Below are 16,245 nucleotides of genomic sequence, written 5' to 3' on the forward strand. Positions count from 1 at the left end.
TGCGCTCGGCTGCGCCAGCGTACAAGCGGCGTTGCGGATACCGCGACGGTCTTTCACCCCGCGGATCGGCGCGGGCACGCACGCCCGCCCCAGCAGCCCAGCAGCCGGACGCCCTCCCGACCCCGCGGGTAGACTCCCCTACCGTGACCGACGAGACCCGCCTCCCCCGAACCACCGTCAAGAAGCTCGCCGCGCTCGAGGACGGACCCGTCCGCGTGTCCGGCTGGGTCGAGACCGTGCGCGACCAGAAGAAGGTGCAGTTCGTGGTCCTCCGCGACGAGTCCGGCGCCGTGCAGCTCGTGAACCCCGCCGTCCGCGAGGCCGAGGAGGGCGACGCCGTCGCCGCGGCGAAGCTCGCGATCACCGAGGAGATCTCGGGCCTCGCCCAGGGCTCCTTCGTCACCGTGACCGGTCAGCTGAAGCACGACGAGCGCGTGAAGCTCGGCGGCATCGAGGTCAAGCTCGAGTCGCTCGAGATCGTCGCCGCGTCGATCCCCGAGGCGCCCATCGCACCCGACTCCGGCATCGACAAGCGCATGGACTGGCGCTTCCTCGACCTCCGCCGCCCGGAGCAGAACCTCATCGCCCGCGTGCAGACCACCTTCGAGCACGCGCTGCGCACCTACTGGATCGACAACGACTTCATCGAGATCCACACCCCCAAGCTCATGGCGAGCGCCTCGGAGTCGCGCGCCGAGCTGTTCGAGGTCGAGTACTTCGAGACCAAGGCCTACCTCGCGCAGAGCCCGCAGTTCTTCAAGCAGATGGCGCAGCCGCGGGCTTCGGCAAGGTCTTCGAGGTCGGGCCGGCCTTCCGCGCCGACCCGAGCTTCACCTCCCGTCACGCGACCGAGTTCACGAGCGTCGACTCCGAGGTCTCGTGGATCGAGTCGCACGAGGACGTCATGGAGCTGCACGAGCAGCTGATGGTCGCCGGCCTCACCGCGGTCGTCGAGAAGCACGGCGCCGAGGTGAAGGCGCTCTTCGACATCGACCTCGAGGTGCCCAGCACCCCGTTCCCGCGCATCCCGCTCGCCGAGGCCAAGCGGATCGTCGCCGAGCGCGGCTACGAGGTGCCCCGCGCCGACGACGACATGGACCCCGAGGGCGAGCGCCGCATCGCGGCATACGTGAAGGAGGAGTTCGGGCACGACTTCGTGTTCCTGACCGACTACGCCTCGAGCATCCGGCCGTTCTACCACATGCGCCGCGAGGGCGACGGGGCGATCACCAACAGCTACGACCTGATCTACAACGGCGTCGAGATCTCGACCGGAGCCCAGCGCGAGCACCGCGTCGACGTGCTCGTCGAGCAGGCCCGCGAGAAGGGCCTCGACCCCGAGGAGCTCGGCTTCTACCTCGACTTCTTCCGCTACGGCGTCCCGCCGCACGGCGGATTCGGGATGGGCCTCTCCCGCGTGATCATGCTGATGCTGCACCAGGCGAACCTGCGCGAGGTCACCTACCTCTTCCGCGGTCCGTCGCGCCTGCTGCCGTAGGCCACTGCCGCCGAGGGAACCCCGGACCGTCGAGACCGCCAGGAGCACCTGGTTCCCTCGACGGTCCGGGGTTCCCTCGCGTCAGCGGGAGGCCGGCGTCAGCGGGAGGAGCGGCGTCAGCGGGAGGAGGCGTCAGCGCGGGAGGCTCTCGAACGGCACGCGCCGGCTGAGCCAGGCCAGCAGGCCCGCGACGACCGCCGCGAGCGCCGCCGGGACGAGCAGGAGCCACAGACTCGACGTCACCGCCAGGATCAGCAGGGCGACGGCCGCGACTCCCGCTCCGATCGCGAAGTTCCAGCGGACGTCCGTGACCACTCCGGGCTCGGGCCTCGCCCAGATCACGACCAGCGCCAGCGCGAGCGGTCCGAGGAGCAGGCCCAGCACGAACCAGCGCCAGCGCGAGCGCCCCTTCTGCTCCGCGAGTCCCGCGGTCACGAGCGCGAAGCCGATCCAGATCCAGCCGGTGTCGTTCCAGGTCGTCCCCATGCCCGGAGCCTAGGGCCTGGTCACCGGGGCGGGCGGACCATCAGGTCGAGGTAGTCCGTCAGGCACGCGACCATGTCGACGGCGTCGCGCTCGAGGAGCCACTGCAGCTGGATGCCGTCCCACAGCGCGATGATCGACGCCGCGACCCGGTCGGGGTCGGCCCCCTCGCGCAGGCGCCCCTCGGCCTGCAGGGCGCGCAGGTCGTCGGCGTAGCCCTGGCGGAGCGACCGGAAGCGGCGGGCGAAGAACTCGCGACCCGGATGATCCGCTGTCGTCGAGTCGCCGCACAGCACCGCGTAGAGCTCGATCACTCCGGGGGCCGTCTCGTTGTAGCGGGTCTGGCGCAGGATCCCCTCGACCATGCTCTCGTCGGGGTCGGGCGGAGCCGAGCCGTCGCCGGTGATCGCGTCGCGGTGCTCGAGCACGGCGAGCAGCAGGTCGGTCTTGGTCGGGAAGTAGTGCAGGAGGCTGGTCTGACTCAGCCCCACCCGATCGGCGACCTCCTGCAGCGAGCCGCGCGCGTAGCCGCGGGAGGCGAAGACCGCGTGGGCCGCCTCGATGATCGCGCGACGCCGCTGAGCCGACTTCGCGTAGGGCCCGCGGCGGGTGCGGACGGGCTCGGTGGTCTCGGACACGACGCCCTCCTCCGCTGGACACGAGAGCGGGAACCGCTCTCAGGCGGCCAGCGTAGCGCGCGCTCCAGCTGTGCTCCCACCAATTTCGAGCGGCTACTCGAATTTGTGATAGCGTCCGATCCACCGGGCCGGGAGACCTCCACGGCACCCATCCACGACGAAGTGAGGGACAGTGAAGCCGTTCACACGGAGACAGCTCATGGCCGCCGGACTCGGCACGGCCGCACTCGGGAGCCTGGCGGCCTGCGCCACCCCGGGCACCACCTCGGTCAACACCGCGCCGGCGATCCCGGCCGCGAGCGGACCGATCCGCCTGCAGTACTGGGCCTGGCTGAAGGACCTGCAGAAGGTCTGCGACGTCTGGAACGCCTCGCACCCGGACGTGCAGGTCGACGCGGTCTGGATCCCCGGCGGCAACGCGGGCGGCTACCAGAAGCTCTACTCGGCCCTCGCAGCCGGCGGCGGTCCGGACCTCGGCCAGGTCGAGCTGCGCTCGCTGCCCGAGTTCATGCTCGTGAACGGGCTGGTCGACCTCAACCGCTACGGCGCCGCCGACTACGCCGATCTGTACGACCCCACCCTCTGGGGCCAGGTCAGCTACACCGGAGGCGTCTACGGGATCCCGCAGGACAGCGGCCCGATGGCCTTCTTCTACCAGCCGAGGTGCTCGGCCGCGTCGGAGCCGAGCCCCCGCGCACCTGGGACGACTGGGCGGCGGTCGCGACCGAGCTCCGCGCCGCCGACTCCTACATCGACTGCTTCCCCCTCGCCGACGCCTCCGTCTTCGCGGCCTTCGCCACGCAGGCCGGCGCGCAGTGGCTGACGGCGGAGGAGGACGGCTGGGTCATCGACATGACCGACGAGGCCACGACGCAGGTCGCCTCCTTCTTCGACACCGCGATCGACCAGGACCTCGTCGAGACCGGCTACGGCGCCTACTCCCCCGCGTGGTTCGCCGCGGCGGCGACGGGCGGCATCGCCTCCTGCACCACGGGCAGCTGGGGCGACGCGCTCATCCAGGGCGTGAGCGGCGGCTCGGGCAAGTGGCGCGCGGCGCCCATGCCGGTCTGGGGCGACACGGGCTTCGGCTCGAGCTTCCTGGGCGGATCGACGGCCGCCGTCTTCGCCAGCAGCGCGCACCCGAAGGAGGCGCTCGAGTTCGCCGTCTGGATGACCACGTCGCAGGAGGGCATCGACGCGATGATCGCGAACAGCGGCATCGGCTGGTCGCCCGCGGTCGGCGAGATCGGCACCTCCCGCAAGGGCCCGAGCGAGTTCTTCAGCGGCCAGAACTACAACGAGGAGGTCTTCGTGCCCGCCTCGCAGCAGCAGAACCCCGACTGGTCCTGGTGGCCGGTCACCCAGCAGTCCTTCAACATCCTCAGCGACGGCTTCCGGAAGAAGGCGTCGGGCACCACTCTCGTCGACGCGGTCGCCGAGGCGGAGCAGCAGATCATCACGGTCTTCCAGAACAAGGGCCTCAGCATCAGGAAGGCCTCGGCATGACCACGACGACCTCCCCCGCCGCAGCCGCCGTCGCGGCGACCGGCGACACCGGGAACCGGAAGCGCAGCGGAGCCGTGGGGCGCGCCCCGTGGATCCTGCTCGCCCCGTTCCTCGCCCTGTTCGTCCTCACCTTCATCATCCCGATCGTCGTGGCCATCGGCTCGAGCTTCACGAAGGTGACCCGCTCGGGGCTCTTCGGCGAGGCGGGAGTGACGACGGAGTTCGCCGGGTTCTCGAACTACGCGCAGGCCCTCGCCGACGGCAACTTCCTCGCCTCGATCGGCCGCATGTTCCTCTTCGGCGTCGTCCAGGTGCCGGTGATGATCGCGCTCTGCACCGTGCTCGCGCTGATGCTCGAGTCGGCCTCGGCCCGGTTCCCCGGCTTCTTCCGCGCGGCCTACTTCCTCCCCTACGGGGTGCCCGGAGTGATCGCGACGATCCTCTGGTCGTTCCTCTACGTGCCGGGGCTCAGCCCGATCATCGACGCGGCGAACGTGGTCGGCCTCGAGCCCGACTTCCTCGGCGCGGACTCGGTGCTGTGGTCGATCGCCAACATCTCGCTGTGGAGCTACACCGGCTACAACATGCTGATCATCGTCGCCCAGCTGAAGGCGATCCCGGTCGAGCTGTACGAGGCGGCGAAGGTCGACGGAGCGACCACGTTCCGCGTCGCGCGCAGCATCCAGCTGCCGCTCATCCGCCCGGCGCTCGTGCTGACCACGATCTTCTCGATCATCGGCACCCTGCAGCTCTTCGCCGAGGCGCAGGTCCTCAAGACCGTCGCCCCCGCGATCGACAGCCAGTACACGCCGAACCTCAGCGCCTACACGACCGCCTTCGCCTACAACGACTACAACGTCGCCGCCGCGCAGGCCGTGCTGATCGCCCTCGTCGCGTTCGTCCTCTCCTTCACGTTCCTCTCGATCTCGAACAGGAAGTCCTCATGAGCCAGGCGACGCGCGAGAACGCGCAGCCCACGACCACCGGGGTCGTCACCGCGAACCGGCCCGCGAAGGCGGGTCGCGGTCCCGACCGCTCGGCCGGCCGCAACCGCGCGTCCACGATCATCGTCACCGCGGTCCTCATGATCGTCGCGGTCTACTTCCTCGTCCCCGTCTACTGGGTCGTGGTCGCCGCGACCAAGACCACCGAGGACCTCTTCGCCACCTACGGCTTCTGGTTCGCCCCGACGTTCGCGCTCTGGGACAACCTCGGCCAGGTGCTGAGCTACGACGGCGGCATCTTCGTCCGCTGGTTCCTCAACTCGGTGCTGTACGCCGGAGTCGGAGCCCTGCTCGCGACGTACCTCGCCGCGGCGGGCGGCTACGCGCTCGCGAAGTACGAGTTCCGGGGCAACCGGCTCGTCTTCGGCACGATCCTCGCCGGAGTGCTCGTGCCCGGCACCGCGACGGCCCTGCCGCTGTTCCTCCTCTTCAGCCAGATGGGCATCGCGAACACCTACTGGAGCGTGCTGATCCCCTCGCTGGTCTCGCCGTTCGGCCTCTTCCTCTGCCGCATCTACGCACAGGCGACAGTCGACACCGCGATCATCGAGGCGGCGCGGATCGACGGGGCGAGCGAGCTGCGGATCTTCCACACACTGGGGCTGCGCATCCTGACCCCGGCGCTGGTGACCGTGTTCCTCTTCCAGCTGGTCGGCATCTGGAACAACTACTTCCTGCCGCTGGTCATGCTGTCGGACACCGAGCTGTTCCCGATCACGCTCGGCCTCAACAACTGGCTCAGCCAGGTCGACCGCCTGCCCGAGTTCTACGAGCTGACGACCGGGGGCGTGCTGCTGTCGATCATCCCGCTGGCGATCGCGATGGTCGTGCTGCAGCGCTTCTGGCGCGGCGGGCTCACCGAGGGCTCCGTCAAGTAGGAGGAGCGGAGGCCCCGGGGAGGAGGTGGAGGAGCCCCCCGGGGTCTCACGCCAGGGGGCTCCCGTGTGGCGGTGGAACGGTCTCGCTCTCCCGCTCGCCGGCGGTGAACACCGGCGGACCGCGGGGTCTCCCGCGCGCGGCCGCCGCGAGTATGCGCCGTCAACCCGGGAATGAGCCGTGTCCGACGACGCGGCGTGCAGGATGGAGCGCATGCCCTCCTCCGCCGCCCTCGTCGTGATCGCGGCGGTCGTCGCCTTCGCCGCGGGCGCCCTGATCGACACCGCGCTCCGCCGCCTCCCCCGCGTCGAGGGGGGACTGCCGCCGGGACGCTCGTCGGCTCGTGTGGCGGTCGCGACGGGAGCGGTGAGCGCCCTGGGCGCGGCGGCCCTCGCAGCCGCGACCGGGCCCAGCGCCGTGCTGGCCGTCCTCGTGCTGCTCACCGTCGTGGGCGTGCACCTCTCGGTGATCGACCTGCGGCACCGGCTGCTGCCGAACGTGCTGGTCGTGCCCGCGATCGCCCTCGGCGGTCTGCTCGTCCCGGCCGCGAGCCTCGTCGACGGCCGGCCGGCCGACGGCCTCCGTGCGCTGCTGGGCGGGCTGGTGCTGTTCGCGGTCTACCTGGTGCTCGCCCTCGTCTCGCCGGGCGGCCTCGGGATGGGCGACGTCAAGTTCGCGGCGGTCATCGGCACGATGCTCGCCTCGCGGGGCTGGACGGAGCTGCTCCTGGGCGCCGCCGCCGGCTTCGTCCTCGCCGCGCTGGCCGCGGCGGTGCTCCTGGCGACGGGCCGTGCGCGGCGGGGGACACCCGTGCCGTTCGGGCCGATGATGCTCGCCGGGGCCGTGCTGGTGCTCGCTCTCCCGGTGTGACGAGCAGGGACGTATCGTCAGTCGGTTTGTCCCCCGGAAGGGTACGAGACGGACCGGGCGTTCTCTCTATCATCAGTGATGTCGCTGAAATGAATGCAGCCGAATGAATATCGGCGGGCTCTCGATCACCCCCGTGATCCGACTGCTCCTCTTTTCCCGCGACAGCACCACCGGTAGTCGCACGATCGGTCTCACACAGGATCGCCGACCACCTGCTCCCCTTGTAAACCGGTCTCGCTCACCCCATCTCGGAGGTTCACCATGCTCTCTCTCCTCATCTCGCTCCAGACTCTCGTCACCACTGCGAAGGACCGCCTCCGCGAGGACCAGAAGGGCGCGACCGCCGTCGAGTACGGCCTGCTCGTCGGCCTCATCGCCGTCGTGATCATCGGCGTCGTCGTCGTCCTCGGCCCGCAGCTGGGTGACATCTTCACCGACGTCTCCGAGCAGCTTCCCGCCTCGGATGCACCCAAGCCTGCCGTACCCGCCGCCGGCTGATCGACCGCTCCCAGGGACGGTGCTGCGGGTGCCCCGCCGCACCGTCCCTGTCTCGTTCCAGAGGTCTCCTGTGAATAGACGACTCGGAGAAGAGAAAGGCGCAGTCGCGCTGGAATTTGCATTACTCCTCCCCATCCTCATGGTCATCCTCGTCGGAATAGTGGAGTTCTCTCTCCTGTTCACCGCGCAGACAACCATCACGAATGCGGCCCGAGAAGGCGCCAGAAGCATGGCGCTGCACAACAATCCGGCGACGGCGAGAACTGCCGTGAAGAATGCGGCCTTCAACCTGTCCCCCGGTCTCACCGACGCCCAGATCGCCGTCTCGCCGACCGCCTGCACCGTCGGCACCCTCGGCACGACCACCATCCGCTACCAGTACCACTTGATGACCGGCCTCTTCGGCGACGGCATCACCCTGACCGGGAAGGCGGCGATGCGATGCGGCGGCTGACTGCGCGCCTCTCGGACGAGCGCGGCGCCGTCTCGATCGTCGTGGCCGTCGCCATGGTCGTCGTGCTCGCCTGCGCCGCCCTCGCGATCGACATCGCCCGATTGAACCTCGAGCGCGCCGAGCTGCAGAACGGAGCCGACGCCGCCGCCCTCGCCGTGGCCCAGAGCTGCGCGGCGACGCCCTGCACCACCGCCGCCGCGAAGGCTGCGGCCGTCGCCCTCGCCGCGACCTACGCCGACGCCAATGCCGGCGACGGAGCGTCCGGCGCCGTCACGACCTTCCCCACCGCGAACTCGGTGCGCGTGACCACCTCCGCCGAGGACGGCTCCACCGGCGCCGGCTCCCTGGCGACGGTGTTCGCTCCCGTCTTCGGGATCGACTCCCTCGAGGTCGGCCGGTCGGCCACCTCGTCCTGGGGCAGCCCCGGGGCGGGCGAGGCGGCACTCGCGCTCGCCTTCGCGCCGTGCGTCTTCCAGCTCGACGGTGCCGTGCAGGTCATCAGCATGCACGGCGACTCCGGCGGCACCGCCTGCCAGACGGAGAGTCCCTCCGGGCAGCTCCTCCCCGGCGGGTTCGGCTGGCTCCACGACCCCGTGGGGACGTGCCGCGCCAAGGTCGACACGAAGAAGCCCGCTCCCGTCTCCGGCAGCACCGGAGTCAGCCTCCCCCCGGGCTGCTCCGCCCAGCTGTCCAAGCTCGGCGGCACCACGGTGCTGCTCCCCGTCTACTCGGACAAGGGCGGGACCGGATCGGGTGGCTGGTACACGATCAGCGGATTCGCCGCCTTCCAGGTGCTCGGCTGGAACTTCCCCGGCATGAGCTGGAACAACCAGACCTACCCGGGCGCGGGATGCAAGGGGACCTGCAAGGGCGTCATCGGGAAGTTCGTCAAGTTCGTCTCGCTCGACGACGCGTTCACCTCCGGCGGCGCGGATCTCGGCGCCTCCATCATCACCCTGTCGGACTAGGACCCCCTGCCCCGTGAAGCTCCGCATCCTCTTCGCGATCCTCGGATTCGTGCTCGCCGTCGTCGGCGTGATGGCCGTGACCCTCTACGCCCGGGACGCCGATCAGCGCGCCCTCGAGGATCAGCGGCCGGTCGACGTCCTCGTGCTCGCCCGTGACGCGCCCGCCGGCACTCCCGCCGAGCAGCTCTCGCCGTACCTCGAGGTGAAGGCCCTCCCTCAGGCGGCCGTCGCCGTCGGCGCCGCGACCACCCTCGACGGCCTCGGCGGCCTGGTGACGTCGGTCGATCTGGTGACCGGGGAGCAGCTGCTCACGACGCGGATGGTGTCGCCGGACGCTCTCGACGTCCCCGGTCGCGTCGACGTCCCCGCCGGGCTGCAGGAGGTGACCGTTCTGCTGACCCCCGACCGCGTCGTCGGCGGCGCCCTCGCCCCCGGGGACACGGTCGGAATGATCATCACGCGTGACGCGGAGACGCACATGCGCCTGCAGAAGGTCCTCGTCACGACACTCCAGGGGCTCGGCGCGGCGGTCGAGGGCGACACGAGCGGAGTCGCACCGACCCCCGAGGGCTCCGTCTACGTCACCTTCGCCGTGAACGGCCCCGACGCCGAGCTGATCGTCAGCGCAGCCCAGTTCGCCGGGATCTGGCTCACCAAGCAGCCGGAGGGGACCGACCCGAGCGGCACCCGCGTCATCACTCCCGCCGAGATCCTCCCGTGACCCGCTTCCTCGCGGTCACCGACTCCGCCTCCTTCGTCGACCGCGTCGCCGCCGCCCTCGCCGGGGACGACGACTCCGGCGTGACCGCCGTGCCCGCCGAGGCGACCGGCCTGCGTCCGGAGGCGATCCTGCCCCCGCCCGGCGAGGAGCCGATCGACGTCGTCCTGATCGGTCCCGGGATCGAGCGCACCGCCGCGCTGCGCTTCGCCGCCGCGCTCGACACCGCCTTCCCGCGGATCACGCTCGTCCTCGTCGACGACCCCCGATCCCGAGCTCGCCGTCGCCGCGATGCGCGCCGGTGTCCGCGACGTCCTGGCCCCCGGCTCCGACGACGCCGGCCTCGGCGAGGTGCTGCGCCGCTCGAGCCGCGCAGCCCAGGCCCGGATCGGCGATCGCCCGGCGGCCCGGAGCGGCCCGCAGCGCAAGATCGTCGTCGTCCTGTCCCCCAAGGGCGGAGTGGGCAAGACCACGCTCTCGGTCAATCTCGCCGTCGCTCTCGGCCGCGTCGCTCCGCTCTCGACCGTGCTGGTCGACCTCGACGCCCAGTTCGGCGACGTCGCGAGCGCCCTGGGCCTGGATCCGGTGCACACGCTCCGCGACGCCGTCGGCGCGGCGGCCGCCTCCGACCTCCTCGTGCTCAAGGCCTACCTGGCCGTGCACGAGGCGGGCTTCTACTCGCTGAGCGCGCCGAAGGACCCCGCCGACGCCGACCGGATCTCCTCGGACGCCGTCACGCACCTCCTCCGCCAGCTGTCCTCCGACTTCGCGTACGTCGTCGTCGACACGTCCGCCGGTCTCACCGACCACACCCTCGCCGCACTCGAGGTCGCGACGGACGCGCTCTTCGTCACGGCGATGGACGTGCCCGGCGTCCGGGGGCTCCGCCGCGAGCTCACCGTGCTCGAGGAGCTGGGCCTGCTGCCCGAGAACCGCCACCTGGTCGTGAACCTCGCCGAGAAGAAGTCGGGGATCACCGTGAAGGACATCGAGGCGACCGTGCGCATGTCGGTCACCGCGGTCGTGCCGCGCTCGGCCGATCTCGCGCTGTCGATCAACGCCGGCCAGCCGCTCCTGCTCTCCAAGCGCCGCTCGCGCGCCGCCGTGCTGCTCGGAAAGCTCGCGAACTCGTTCACCTCCGCCGACGGGGCGGCACTGCGCAGAAGGGCCAGGATCCAGTGAGCCTCGCCGAACGCCTCGCCTCCAAGCACGCCGAGCGCGACGCGCCCTACGTGCCGGTCGCCGCGCCTCTCCCCCCTGCCGCGCCCGAACCGGATCCCGAGCCTCAGGAGGACGAGCGCGCGCGGGAGGACGGGCTGCTGGCACTGAAGAGCAGGGTCGGCGACGAGCTGTTCCGCCGGATGGGATCCAGGCTGAACGACCCCACGCTCGCCGAGGCCGACCTCCTCGGCCAGGCTCGCGAGATCCTCGGTGAGATCGTCGACGCCGAGTCCGCGCCCCTCACGCCCGAGGAGCGGCAGCGGCTCGTCGCCCAGATCGCCGACGACGTGCTCGGCTTCGGACCCCTCCAGCCGCTGCTCGACGACCCGACCCTCACCGAGATCATGGTCAACGGTCACGAGCAGATCTTCGTCGAGCGCGGCGGCCGCCTGACGCTCAGCGGCACCCGGTTCCGCTCGGAGGCGCAGCTGCGCGCCGTGATCGAGAAGATCGTCACCCGCGTGGGGCGCCGCATCGACGAGTCGTCGCCGCTGGTCGACGCCCGGCTCGAGGACGGCTCGCGCGTCAACGCCGTCATCCCGCCGCTCGCGGTGAACGGCTCGTCCCTCACCATCCGCAAGTTCTCCCGCGATCCGCTCACCGTGTCCGACCTCGTCGGCTTCGGCTCGGTGACGCCCGAGATGGCCGAGCTGCTCGACGCCTGCGTGCGCGCGCACCTCAACATCATCGTCTCGGGCGGCACCGGCACGGGGAAGACGACCCTGCTCAACGTGCTCTCCTCCTTCATCCCCCACGGCGAGCGCATCATCACCATCGAGGACGCGGTCGAGCTGCAGCTGCAGCAGTCGCACGTGGTCCGGCTCGAGAGCCGGCCGGCCAACATCGAGGGCCGCGGCGAGGTCTCGATCCGGGAGCTGCTGCGCAACTCCCTCCGGATGCGCCCCGACCGCATCGTGGTGGGCGAGTGCCGCGGCGGCGAGGCGCTCGACATGCTTCAGGCCATGAACACCGGGCACGACGGCTCCCTCTCGACCGTGCACTCCAACTCCCCGCGCGACGCGATCGCCCGTCTCGAGACGCTCGTGCTGATGGCCGGCATGGACCTGCCGTTGCGGGCGATCCGCGAGCAGATCGCCTCGGCCGTCGACGTGATCGTGCAGCTCACCCGCATGCGCGACGGCAGCCGCCGGGTCACGCACGTCACCGAGGTGCAGGGCATGGAGGGGGACGTGGTCGTGCTGCAGGACGCCTTCGTCTTCGACTACGCCGGAGTGGACGCCTCGGGCCGGATCCAGGGCGGCCCGGTCGCGACCGGGGTCCGGCCCCGCTTCCTCGACCGCTTCGCCGACCTGGGCATCACCGTCTCGCCGCGGGTCTTCGCCCAGCCCGTGCCGGGTGAGCGCCGATGACACCGGGTGCGCGCCGATGATGGCGGTCCTGGGCGTCGTGCTCTGCTACGCCGCGGTGCTCGTCGTGCTCTTCGGAGTGCTCGCCTCCTCCCGCCCCCGGCTGCCGATCGAGCGCCGGCGCCCCGATGCGGGCGGCGACGACTCCGGTCTGACGCAGCTCACCCGCTCGACGAGCGAGGTGATCTCGGCGGCGCTGCTGAAGCAGGGCTGGACGGAGCGGCTCACGGGAGCCCTGCGCGACGCGGGCCTGAAGAAGTCCCCCTCCGAGCTGCTGATCCTCGTGTCGGCGGCCGGCGTCGTGGCGTTCCTCCTCGGACTGCTCGCCGGATCGGCGATCCTGGGGATCCTGCTCGTCGTGGTCGTCCTCGGTGCGGCGGTCCTCCTCCTGCGCACCCTCGCCGACCGCCGGCGCCGCCGCTTCGCCGACCAGCTCGACGGCACCCTCCAGCTGCTCGCGAGCGGCCTGCGCGCGGGCCACTCCCTGCTGCGCGCCATCGACGCCGCCTCGCGGGAGTCGGACTCGCCCACCGCCGAGGAGTTCGCACGCGTCGTCAACGAGACGCGCCTCGGCCGCGACCTGAACGTGTCGCTCGCCCAGACCGCCGAGCGCATGCGGAGCGAGGACCTGAGCTGGGTCGGGCAGGCGATCGGCATCCACCGCGAGGTCGGCGGCGACCTGGCCGAGGTGCTCGACCAGGTCGGTCACACGATCCGCGAGCGCAACCAGATCCGCCGCCAGGTCTCGGCGCTGGCCGCCGAGGGCAAGATGTCGGTCTACATCCTCATGGCGATGCCGTTCGCGGTGATCGGCATCCTCTCCCTCACCAGTCCCACCTACGTGGCGAAGTTCACCGAGCACTGGCTGGGCTTCGTCCTGATGGTCGTCGCCGCGATCATGCTCGTGCTCGGCGGTCTCTGGATGCGCCGCGTCATCAGCTTCAAGTTCTGAGGAGCAGTCCCGTGCTGATCGCGTCCCTCTGCCTGCTGGCGGCGCTCCCCCTGCTGTTCGCCGCTCTCGCGCCCGTCGGCGACGAGCGGACCGCGGCGCGCCGCAACCTGACCCAGGGGCTCGTCGAGGAGGCGGTCGAGACCCGTTCGACGGCCGAGCGGCTGGAGCGGATCGCGCAGCGCCTCCTCCCGCCCGGGTCGCTGGCGCGCCTCGACCGCCTGCACGCGCACGCCGGCCGGCCCGCGGGCTGGCCGCTCGGCCGGGTCGTCCTGGCCAAGCCGCTGCTGCTGGTGATCGCGGCGGCCGCGGGCTCCCTCGTCCTCGTCCGGCAGCCGCCGCCGATCCTCGTCCTGCTGATCCTCGTGGTCGTGGTCGTCGCCTACTTCGTGCCCGACCTCCTCCTGCACAGCCGCGGTCTCGAGCGGCAGGCGGCGATCGGCCTCGAGCTGCCCGACACTCTCGACCAGATGCTGATCGCCGTCGAGGCCGGGCTGGGCTTCGAGGCCGCGATGGCCCGCGCGGGCGAGAACGGCAAGGGGCCGCTCGCCGAGGAGCTGGTGCGCACCCTGCAGGACATGCGCGTGGGCATGACGCGCCGCGACGCCTACCGCGCGCTGGAGCTGCGGACGTCGGTCCCGGATCTGCGCAGCTTCGTCCGCGCGATCGTGCAGGCCGACGCCTACGGCGTCTCGGTCAGCGCGGTGCTGCGCACGCAGGCGCAGGAGATGCGCCTGAAGCGGCGGATGCGCGCCGAGGAGAAGGCGATGAAGATCCCGGTCAACATCCTCTTCCCCCTCATGCTCTTCATCCTCCCGGTCCTCTTCATCGCGGTCCTGGGGCCGACCATCATCTCGTTCGTGACGATGTGACCCCCTCCCCTCGAATTTCGAGTGGTTACTCGACATTGTGGTAGCGTCCAGAACGGCGCAGCCGTACGCGGCGGCGTCCCCCCACGACGACGTGACGGCTCGACTCCGAACGGATGCTCCGAGGCGCGCGATGCCGCAGCGTTCCGGCGCGGCGGCCCTGACGGAAGGCTCCGCGCAGTGACCCCCACCCCCGAGCACTACCTCGCCGACACGGCTCCCGGACGGGGCCTGCGCCGCCGCGCCCGCTCGTGGCTGCACTCCGACGCCCCGACGATCCCGCTCGACGGGCAGTGGCGGTTCCGCCTGCTGCCGGCGGCGCCGGGCACGCTCGGCGGGATCGACGTGCTGCCCGAGGGCGAGGGCGTCGACGACGTCGCCGCCGAGTCCTTCGACGACTCCGCCTGGGACTCGATCCCCGTGCCCGCGCACTGGGTGCTGCAGGGCGACGGCCGCTACGGCCTCCCCGCCTACACGAACGTCCAGTTCCCCTTCGCCACCGAGCCGCCCTTCGTGCCGGATGAGAACCCCACCGGCGACTACCGCCGCACGATCGAGGTCCCGGAGTCGTGGACCGGCGCCGAGGCCGTCGTCCTGCGGTTCGACGGGGTCGAGTCGCGGTACCGCGTCTGGGTCAACGGCGTCGAGATCGGCATCGGGTCCGGCAGCCGCCTCGCGCAGGAGTTCGACGTGACCGAGGCGGTGCGCCCGGGCGAGAACCTCGTCGTGGTGCGCGTGCACCAGTGGTCGGCGTCCAGCTACGTCGAGGACCAGGACCAGTGGTGGCTGCCGGGGATCTTCCGCTCCGCGCACCTGATCGCCCGTCCGGTGGGCGGCATCGAGGACGTCTGGGTGCGGACGGCCTTCGCCGACGGCGCCGGTCGACTCGAGACCGAGCTCGTCGCGTCCCCCGAGGCCTTCCCCGTGGTGCTCCGCGTGCCCGCGCTCGGCCTCGAGGTCGAGTGGGCGAGCGCCGAGGACGTCGCCCCGATCGCGATCGACGCCGTCGAGCCGTGGTCGGCGGAGTCGCCGCGCCTGTACGACGCCGAGATCGCCTCCACCGGCGAGACCGTGTCGCTCCGACTGGGCTTCCGCACCGTCGAGATCCGCGGCGACCGCTTCCTGGTGAACGGCGAGCGCGTCGTGTTCCACGGCGTCAACCGGCACGAGACGCATCCCGACCGCGGGCGCGCCTTCGACGAGGACTCCGCCCGCGAGGACCTCGCCCTGATGAAGCGGTTCAACGTCAACGCGATCCGCACCAGCCACTACCCGCCGCACCCGCGCCTGCTCGACCTCGCCGACGAGCTCGGCTTCTGGGTGATCCTCGAGTGCGACCTCGAGACGCACGGCTTCGAGCGCTGGGGCTGGGCCGGGAACCCCAGCGACGACCCCGCCTGGCGCGAGGCGTACCTCGACCGCATCGAGCGCACCGTCGAGCGCGACAAGAACCACCCCAGCATCGTGATCTGGTCGCTCGGCAACGAGGCGGGCACCGGAGCGAACCTCGCCGCGATGTCGGCGTGGGTGCACGGGCGCGACCCCGAGCGCCCGGTGCACTACGAGGGCGACTACACCGGCGCGTACACCGACGTCTACTCGCGGATGTACTCCTCGGTCCCCGAGACCCGGCAGATCGGCGACGACGACTCGCGCACGACGCTCCTGGGCTGCTCCCCCGGCGAGTCCGCGCGCCAGCGCTCCAAGCCGTTCCTGCTCTGCGAGTACGTCCACGCCATGGGCAACGGACCCGGCGCGATCGACCAGTACGAGGACCTCGTCGAGCGCTACCCGCGCCTGCACGGCGGATTCGTCTGGGAGTGGCGCGACCACGGGCTCCGCGCCCGCACGCCCGACGGCGTCGAGTACTACGCCTACGGCGGCGACTTCGGCGAGGTCGTCCACGACGGCAACTTCGTGATGGACGGCATGGTCCTCTCGGACAGCACGCCGAGCCCCGGCCTCTTCGAGTGGAAGCAGATCGTCGCACCCGTCCGCGCCCGGATCGGCGAGGACTCCGTGCTGATCGAGAACCGGCGGCACGACGCCTCGACCGCCGATCTCCGCGTCCTCTGGCGCGCCGAGGTCGACGGGCGGAGGATCGCCGACGGCGTCCTCGAGACCGGCGCGATCGCCGCGGGTCACTCCGCGACCGCGCCCCTCCCCGCAATCGACGTCGCCGCCGGGGGCGAGACCTGGCTGACCGTCGACGTCGTGCTCGCCGCGGCGACCGTCTGGGCCCCGGAGGGCCACGTCGTCTCCACGGCGCAGCGCCGCCTCTCCGCCCCCGCGCCGCAGCCCGCCTGGGCCCGGGCCCGCCGCGGCG

General features: G+C 71.4%; 14 protein-coding genes and 3 pseudogenes. 15 read left to right on the top strand and 2 right to left on the bottom strand.

Features of this window, described 5'->3' with window-relative positions:
- Positions 1-143: 143 nt before the first annotated feature.
- Positions 144-1,498: pseudogene (gene aspS / locus B0T42_RS05425) on the top strand (aspartate--tRNA(Asn) ligase).
- Positions 1,499-1,630: 132 nt separating this feature from the next.
- Here the strand turns inward: aspS and B0T42_RS05430 are convergent.
- Together B0T42_RS05430 and B0T42_RS05435 are read right to left on the bottom strand one after the other, a co-directional pair.
- Entirely contained in the window at positions 1,631-1,984 is a 354-nt protein-coding gene (locus B0T42_RS05430; protein ID WP_077222249.1) for a hypothetical protein, read from the bottom strand.
- A 20-nt stretch (positions 1,985-2,004) separates the two neighbouring features.
- Positions 2,005-2,619 carry a TetR/AcrR family transcriptional regulator gene (locus B0T42_RS05435; protein WP_077222250.1) on the bottom strand — a complete coding sequence of 205 codons (615 nt, stop codon included), beginning with the start codon at positions 2,617-2,619 and terminating at the stop codon, positions 2,005-2,007.
- 172 nt (positions 2,620-2,791) lie between these two features.
- Between B0T42_RS05435 and B0T42_RS05440 the strand changes: the two are divergent.
- From B0T42_RS05440 to B0T42_RS05505, 14 genes and pseudogenes are all read left to right on the top strand, one after another.
- Positions 2,792-4,125 (top strand): annotated as a pseudogene (locus B0T42_RS05440) (ABC transporter substrate-binding protein).
- Positions 4,122-5,072 carry a carbohydrate ABC transporter permease gene (locus B0T42_RS05445; RefSeq protein WP_077222251.1) on the top strand — a complete coding sequence of 317 codons (951 nt, stop codon included), beginning with the start codon at positions 4,122-4,124 and terminating at the stop codon, positions 5,070-5,072. The pseudogene B0T42_RS05440 and the gene B0T42_RS05445 overlap by 4 nt, the downstream one beginning before the upstream one ends.
- A complete protein-coding gene (locus B0T42_RS05450) occupies positions 5,069-6,007 on the top strand; it encodes a carbohydrate ABC transporter permease (RefSeq protein WP_077222252.1) in 939 nt (312 codons plus the stop codon). The genes B0T42_RS05445 and B0T42_RS05450 overlap by 4 nt, the downstream gene beginning before the upstream one ends.
- Positions 6,008-6,218: 211 nt before the next feature.
- On the top strand, positions 6,219-6,875 hold the full coding sequence (locus B0T42_RS05455) for a prepilin peptidase (protein ID WP_158078048.1): 657 nt from the start codon (positions 6,219-6,221) through the stop codon (positions 6,873-6,875).
- Positions 6,876-7,136: 261 nt separating this feature from the next.
- On the top strand, positions 7,137-7,373 hold the full coding sequence (locus B0T42_RS05460; protein WP_077222254.1) for a Flp family type IVb pilin: 237 nt from the start codon (positions 7,137-7,139) through the stop codon (positions 7,371-7,373).
- Positions 7,339-7,587 (top strand): annotated as a pseudogene (locus B0T42_RS21905) (TadE/TadG family type IV pilus assembly protein); the annotation flags it as partial. The gene B0T42_RS05460 and the pseudogene B0T42_RS21905, both read left to right, overlap by 35 nt.
- Positions 7,588-7,602: 15 nt before the next feature.
- Positions 7,603-7,827, top strand: coding sequence for a hypothetical protein (locus tag B0T42_RS21065; protein WP_236720139.1), 225 nt, complete (start codon positions 7,603-7,605; stop codon positions 7,825-7,827).
- The gene (locus B0T42_RS05470) at positions 7,815-8,795 is read left to right on the top strand and encodes a pilus assembly protein TadG-related protein (protein WP_077222256.1); all 981 of its coding nucleotides are present in this window, start codon (positions 7,815-7,817) and stop codon (positions 8,793-8,795) included. Before B0T42_RS21065 ends, B0T42_RS05470 begins: the two co-directional genes overlap by 13 nt.
- A 13-nt stretch (positions 8,796-8,808) precedes the next feature.
- Positions 8,809-9,516, top strand: coding sequence for a Flp pilus assembly protein CpaB (cpaB, locus tag B0T42_RS05475; RefSeq protein ID WP_077222257.1), 708 nt, complete (start codon positions 8,809-8,811; stop codon positions 9,514-9,516).
- Positions 9,517-9,804: 288 nt separating this feature from the next.
- Positions 9,805-10,695 carry a CpaE/TadZ family protein gene (locus tag B0T42_RS05485; protein WP_077222259.1) on the top strand — a complete coding sequence of 297 codons (891 nt, stop codon included), beginning with the start codon at positions 9,805-9,807 and terminating at the stop codon, positions 10,693-10,695.
- Complete coding sequence (locus B0T42_RS05490) at positions 10,692-12,104, top strand: TadA family conjugal transfer-associated ATPase (RefSeq protein WP_446737358.1); 1,413 nt, start codon at positions 10,692-10,694, stop codon at positions 12,102-12,104. The genes B0T42_RS05485 and B0T42_RS05490 overlap by 4 nt, the downstream gene beginning before the upstream one ends.
- Entirely contained in the window at positions 12,091-13,053 is a 963-nt protein-coding gene (locus tag B0T42_RS05495) for a type II secretion system F family protein (protein ID WP_236720133.1), read from the top strand. Before B0T42_RS05490 ends, B0T42_RS05495 begins: the two co-directional genes overlap by 14 nt.
- A gap of 11 nt (positions 13,054-13,064) precedes the next feature.
- Positions 13,065-13,922 carry a type II secretion system F family protein gene (locus tag B0T42_RS05500; protein WP_236720134.1) on the top strand — a complete coding sequence of 286 codons (858 nt, stop codon included), beginning with the start codon at positions 13,065-13,067 and terminating at the stop codon, positions 13,920-13,922.
- A gap of 177 nt (positions 13,923-14,099) precedes the next feature.
- On the top strand, positions 14,100-16,245 hold a 2,146-nt coding region (locus B0T42_RS05505), incomplete at its 3' end, for a glycoside hydrolase family 2 TIM barrel-domain containing protein (protein WP_077222261.1).

The organism is Rathayibacter rhapontici (assembly GCF_001995175.1).
Classification (GTDB): domain Bacteria; phylum Actinomycetota; class Actinomycetes; order Actinomycetales; family Microbacteriaceae; genus Rathayibacter.

Bases quoted from the DNA above. Each gene is read 5' to 3' on its own strand.
- B0T42_RS05430 (WP_077222249.1), bottom strand. From the start codon at position 1,984: ATGGGGACGACCTGGAACGACACCGGCTGGATCTGGATCGGCTTCGCG.
- B0T42_RS05445 (WP_077222251.1), top strand. From the start codon at position 4,122: ATGACCACGACGACCTCCCCCGCCGCAGCCGCCGTCGCGGCGACCGGC.
- B0T42_RS05450 (WP_077222252.1), top strand. From the start codon at position 5,069: ATGAGCCAGGCGACGCGCGAGAACGCGCAGCCCACGACCACCGGGGTC.
- B0T42_RS05455 (WP_158078048.1), top strand. From the start codon at position 6,219: ATGCCCTCCTCCGCCGCCCTCGTCGTGATCGCGGCGGTCGTCGCCTTC.
- B0T42_RS05460 (WP_077222254.1), top strand. From the start codon at position 7,137: ATGCTCTCTCTCCTCATCTCGCTCCAGACTCTCGTCACCACTGCGAAG.
- B0T42_RS21065 (WP_236720139.1), top strand. From the start codon at position 7,603: ATGGCGCTGCACAACAATCCGGCGACGGCGAGAACTGCCGTGAAGAAT.
- B0T42_RS05470 (WP_077222256.1), top strand. From the start codon at position 7,815: ATGCGGCGGCTGACTGCGCGCCTCTCGGACGAGCGCGGCGCCGTCTCG.
- B0T42_RS05485 (WP_077222259.1), top strand. From the start codon at position 9,805: ATGCGCGCCGGTGTCCGCGACGTCCTGGCCCCCGGCTCCGACGACGCC.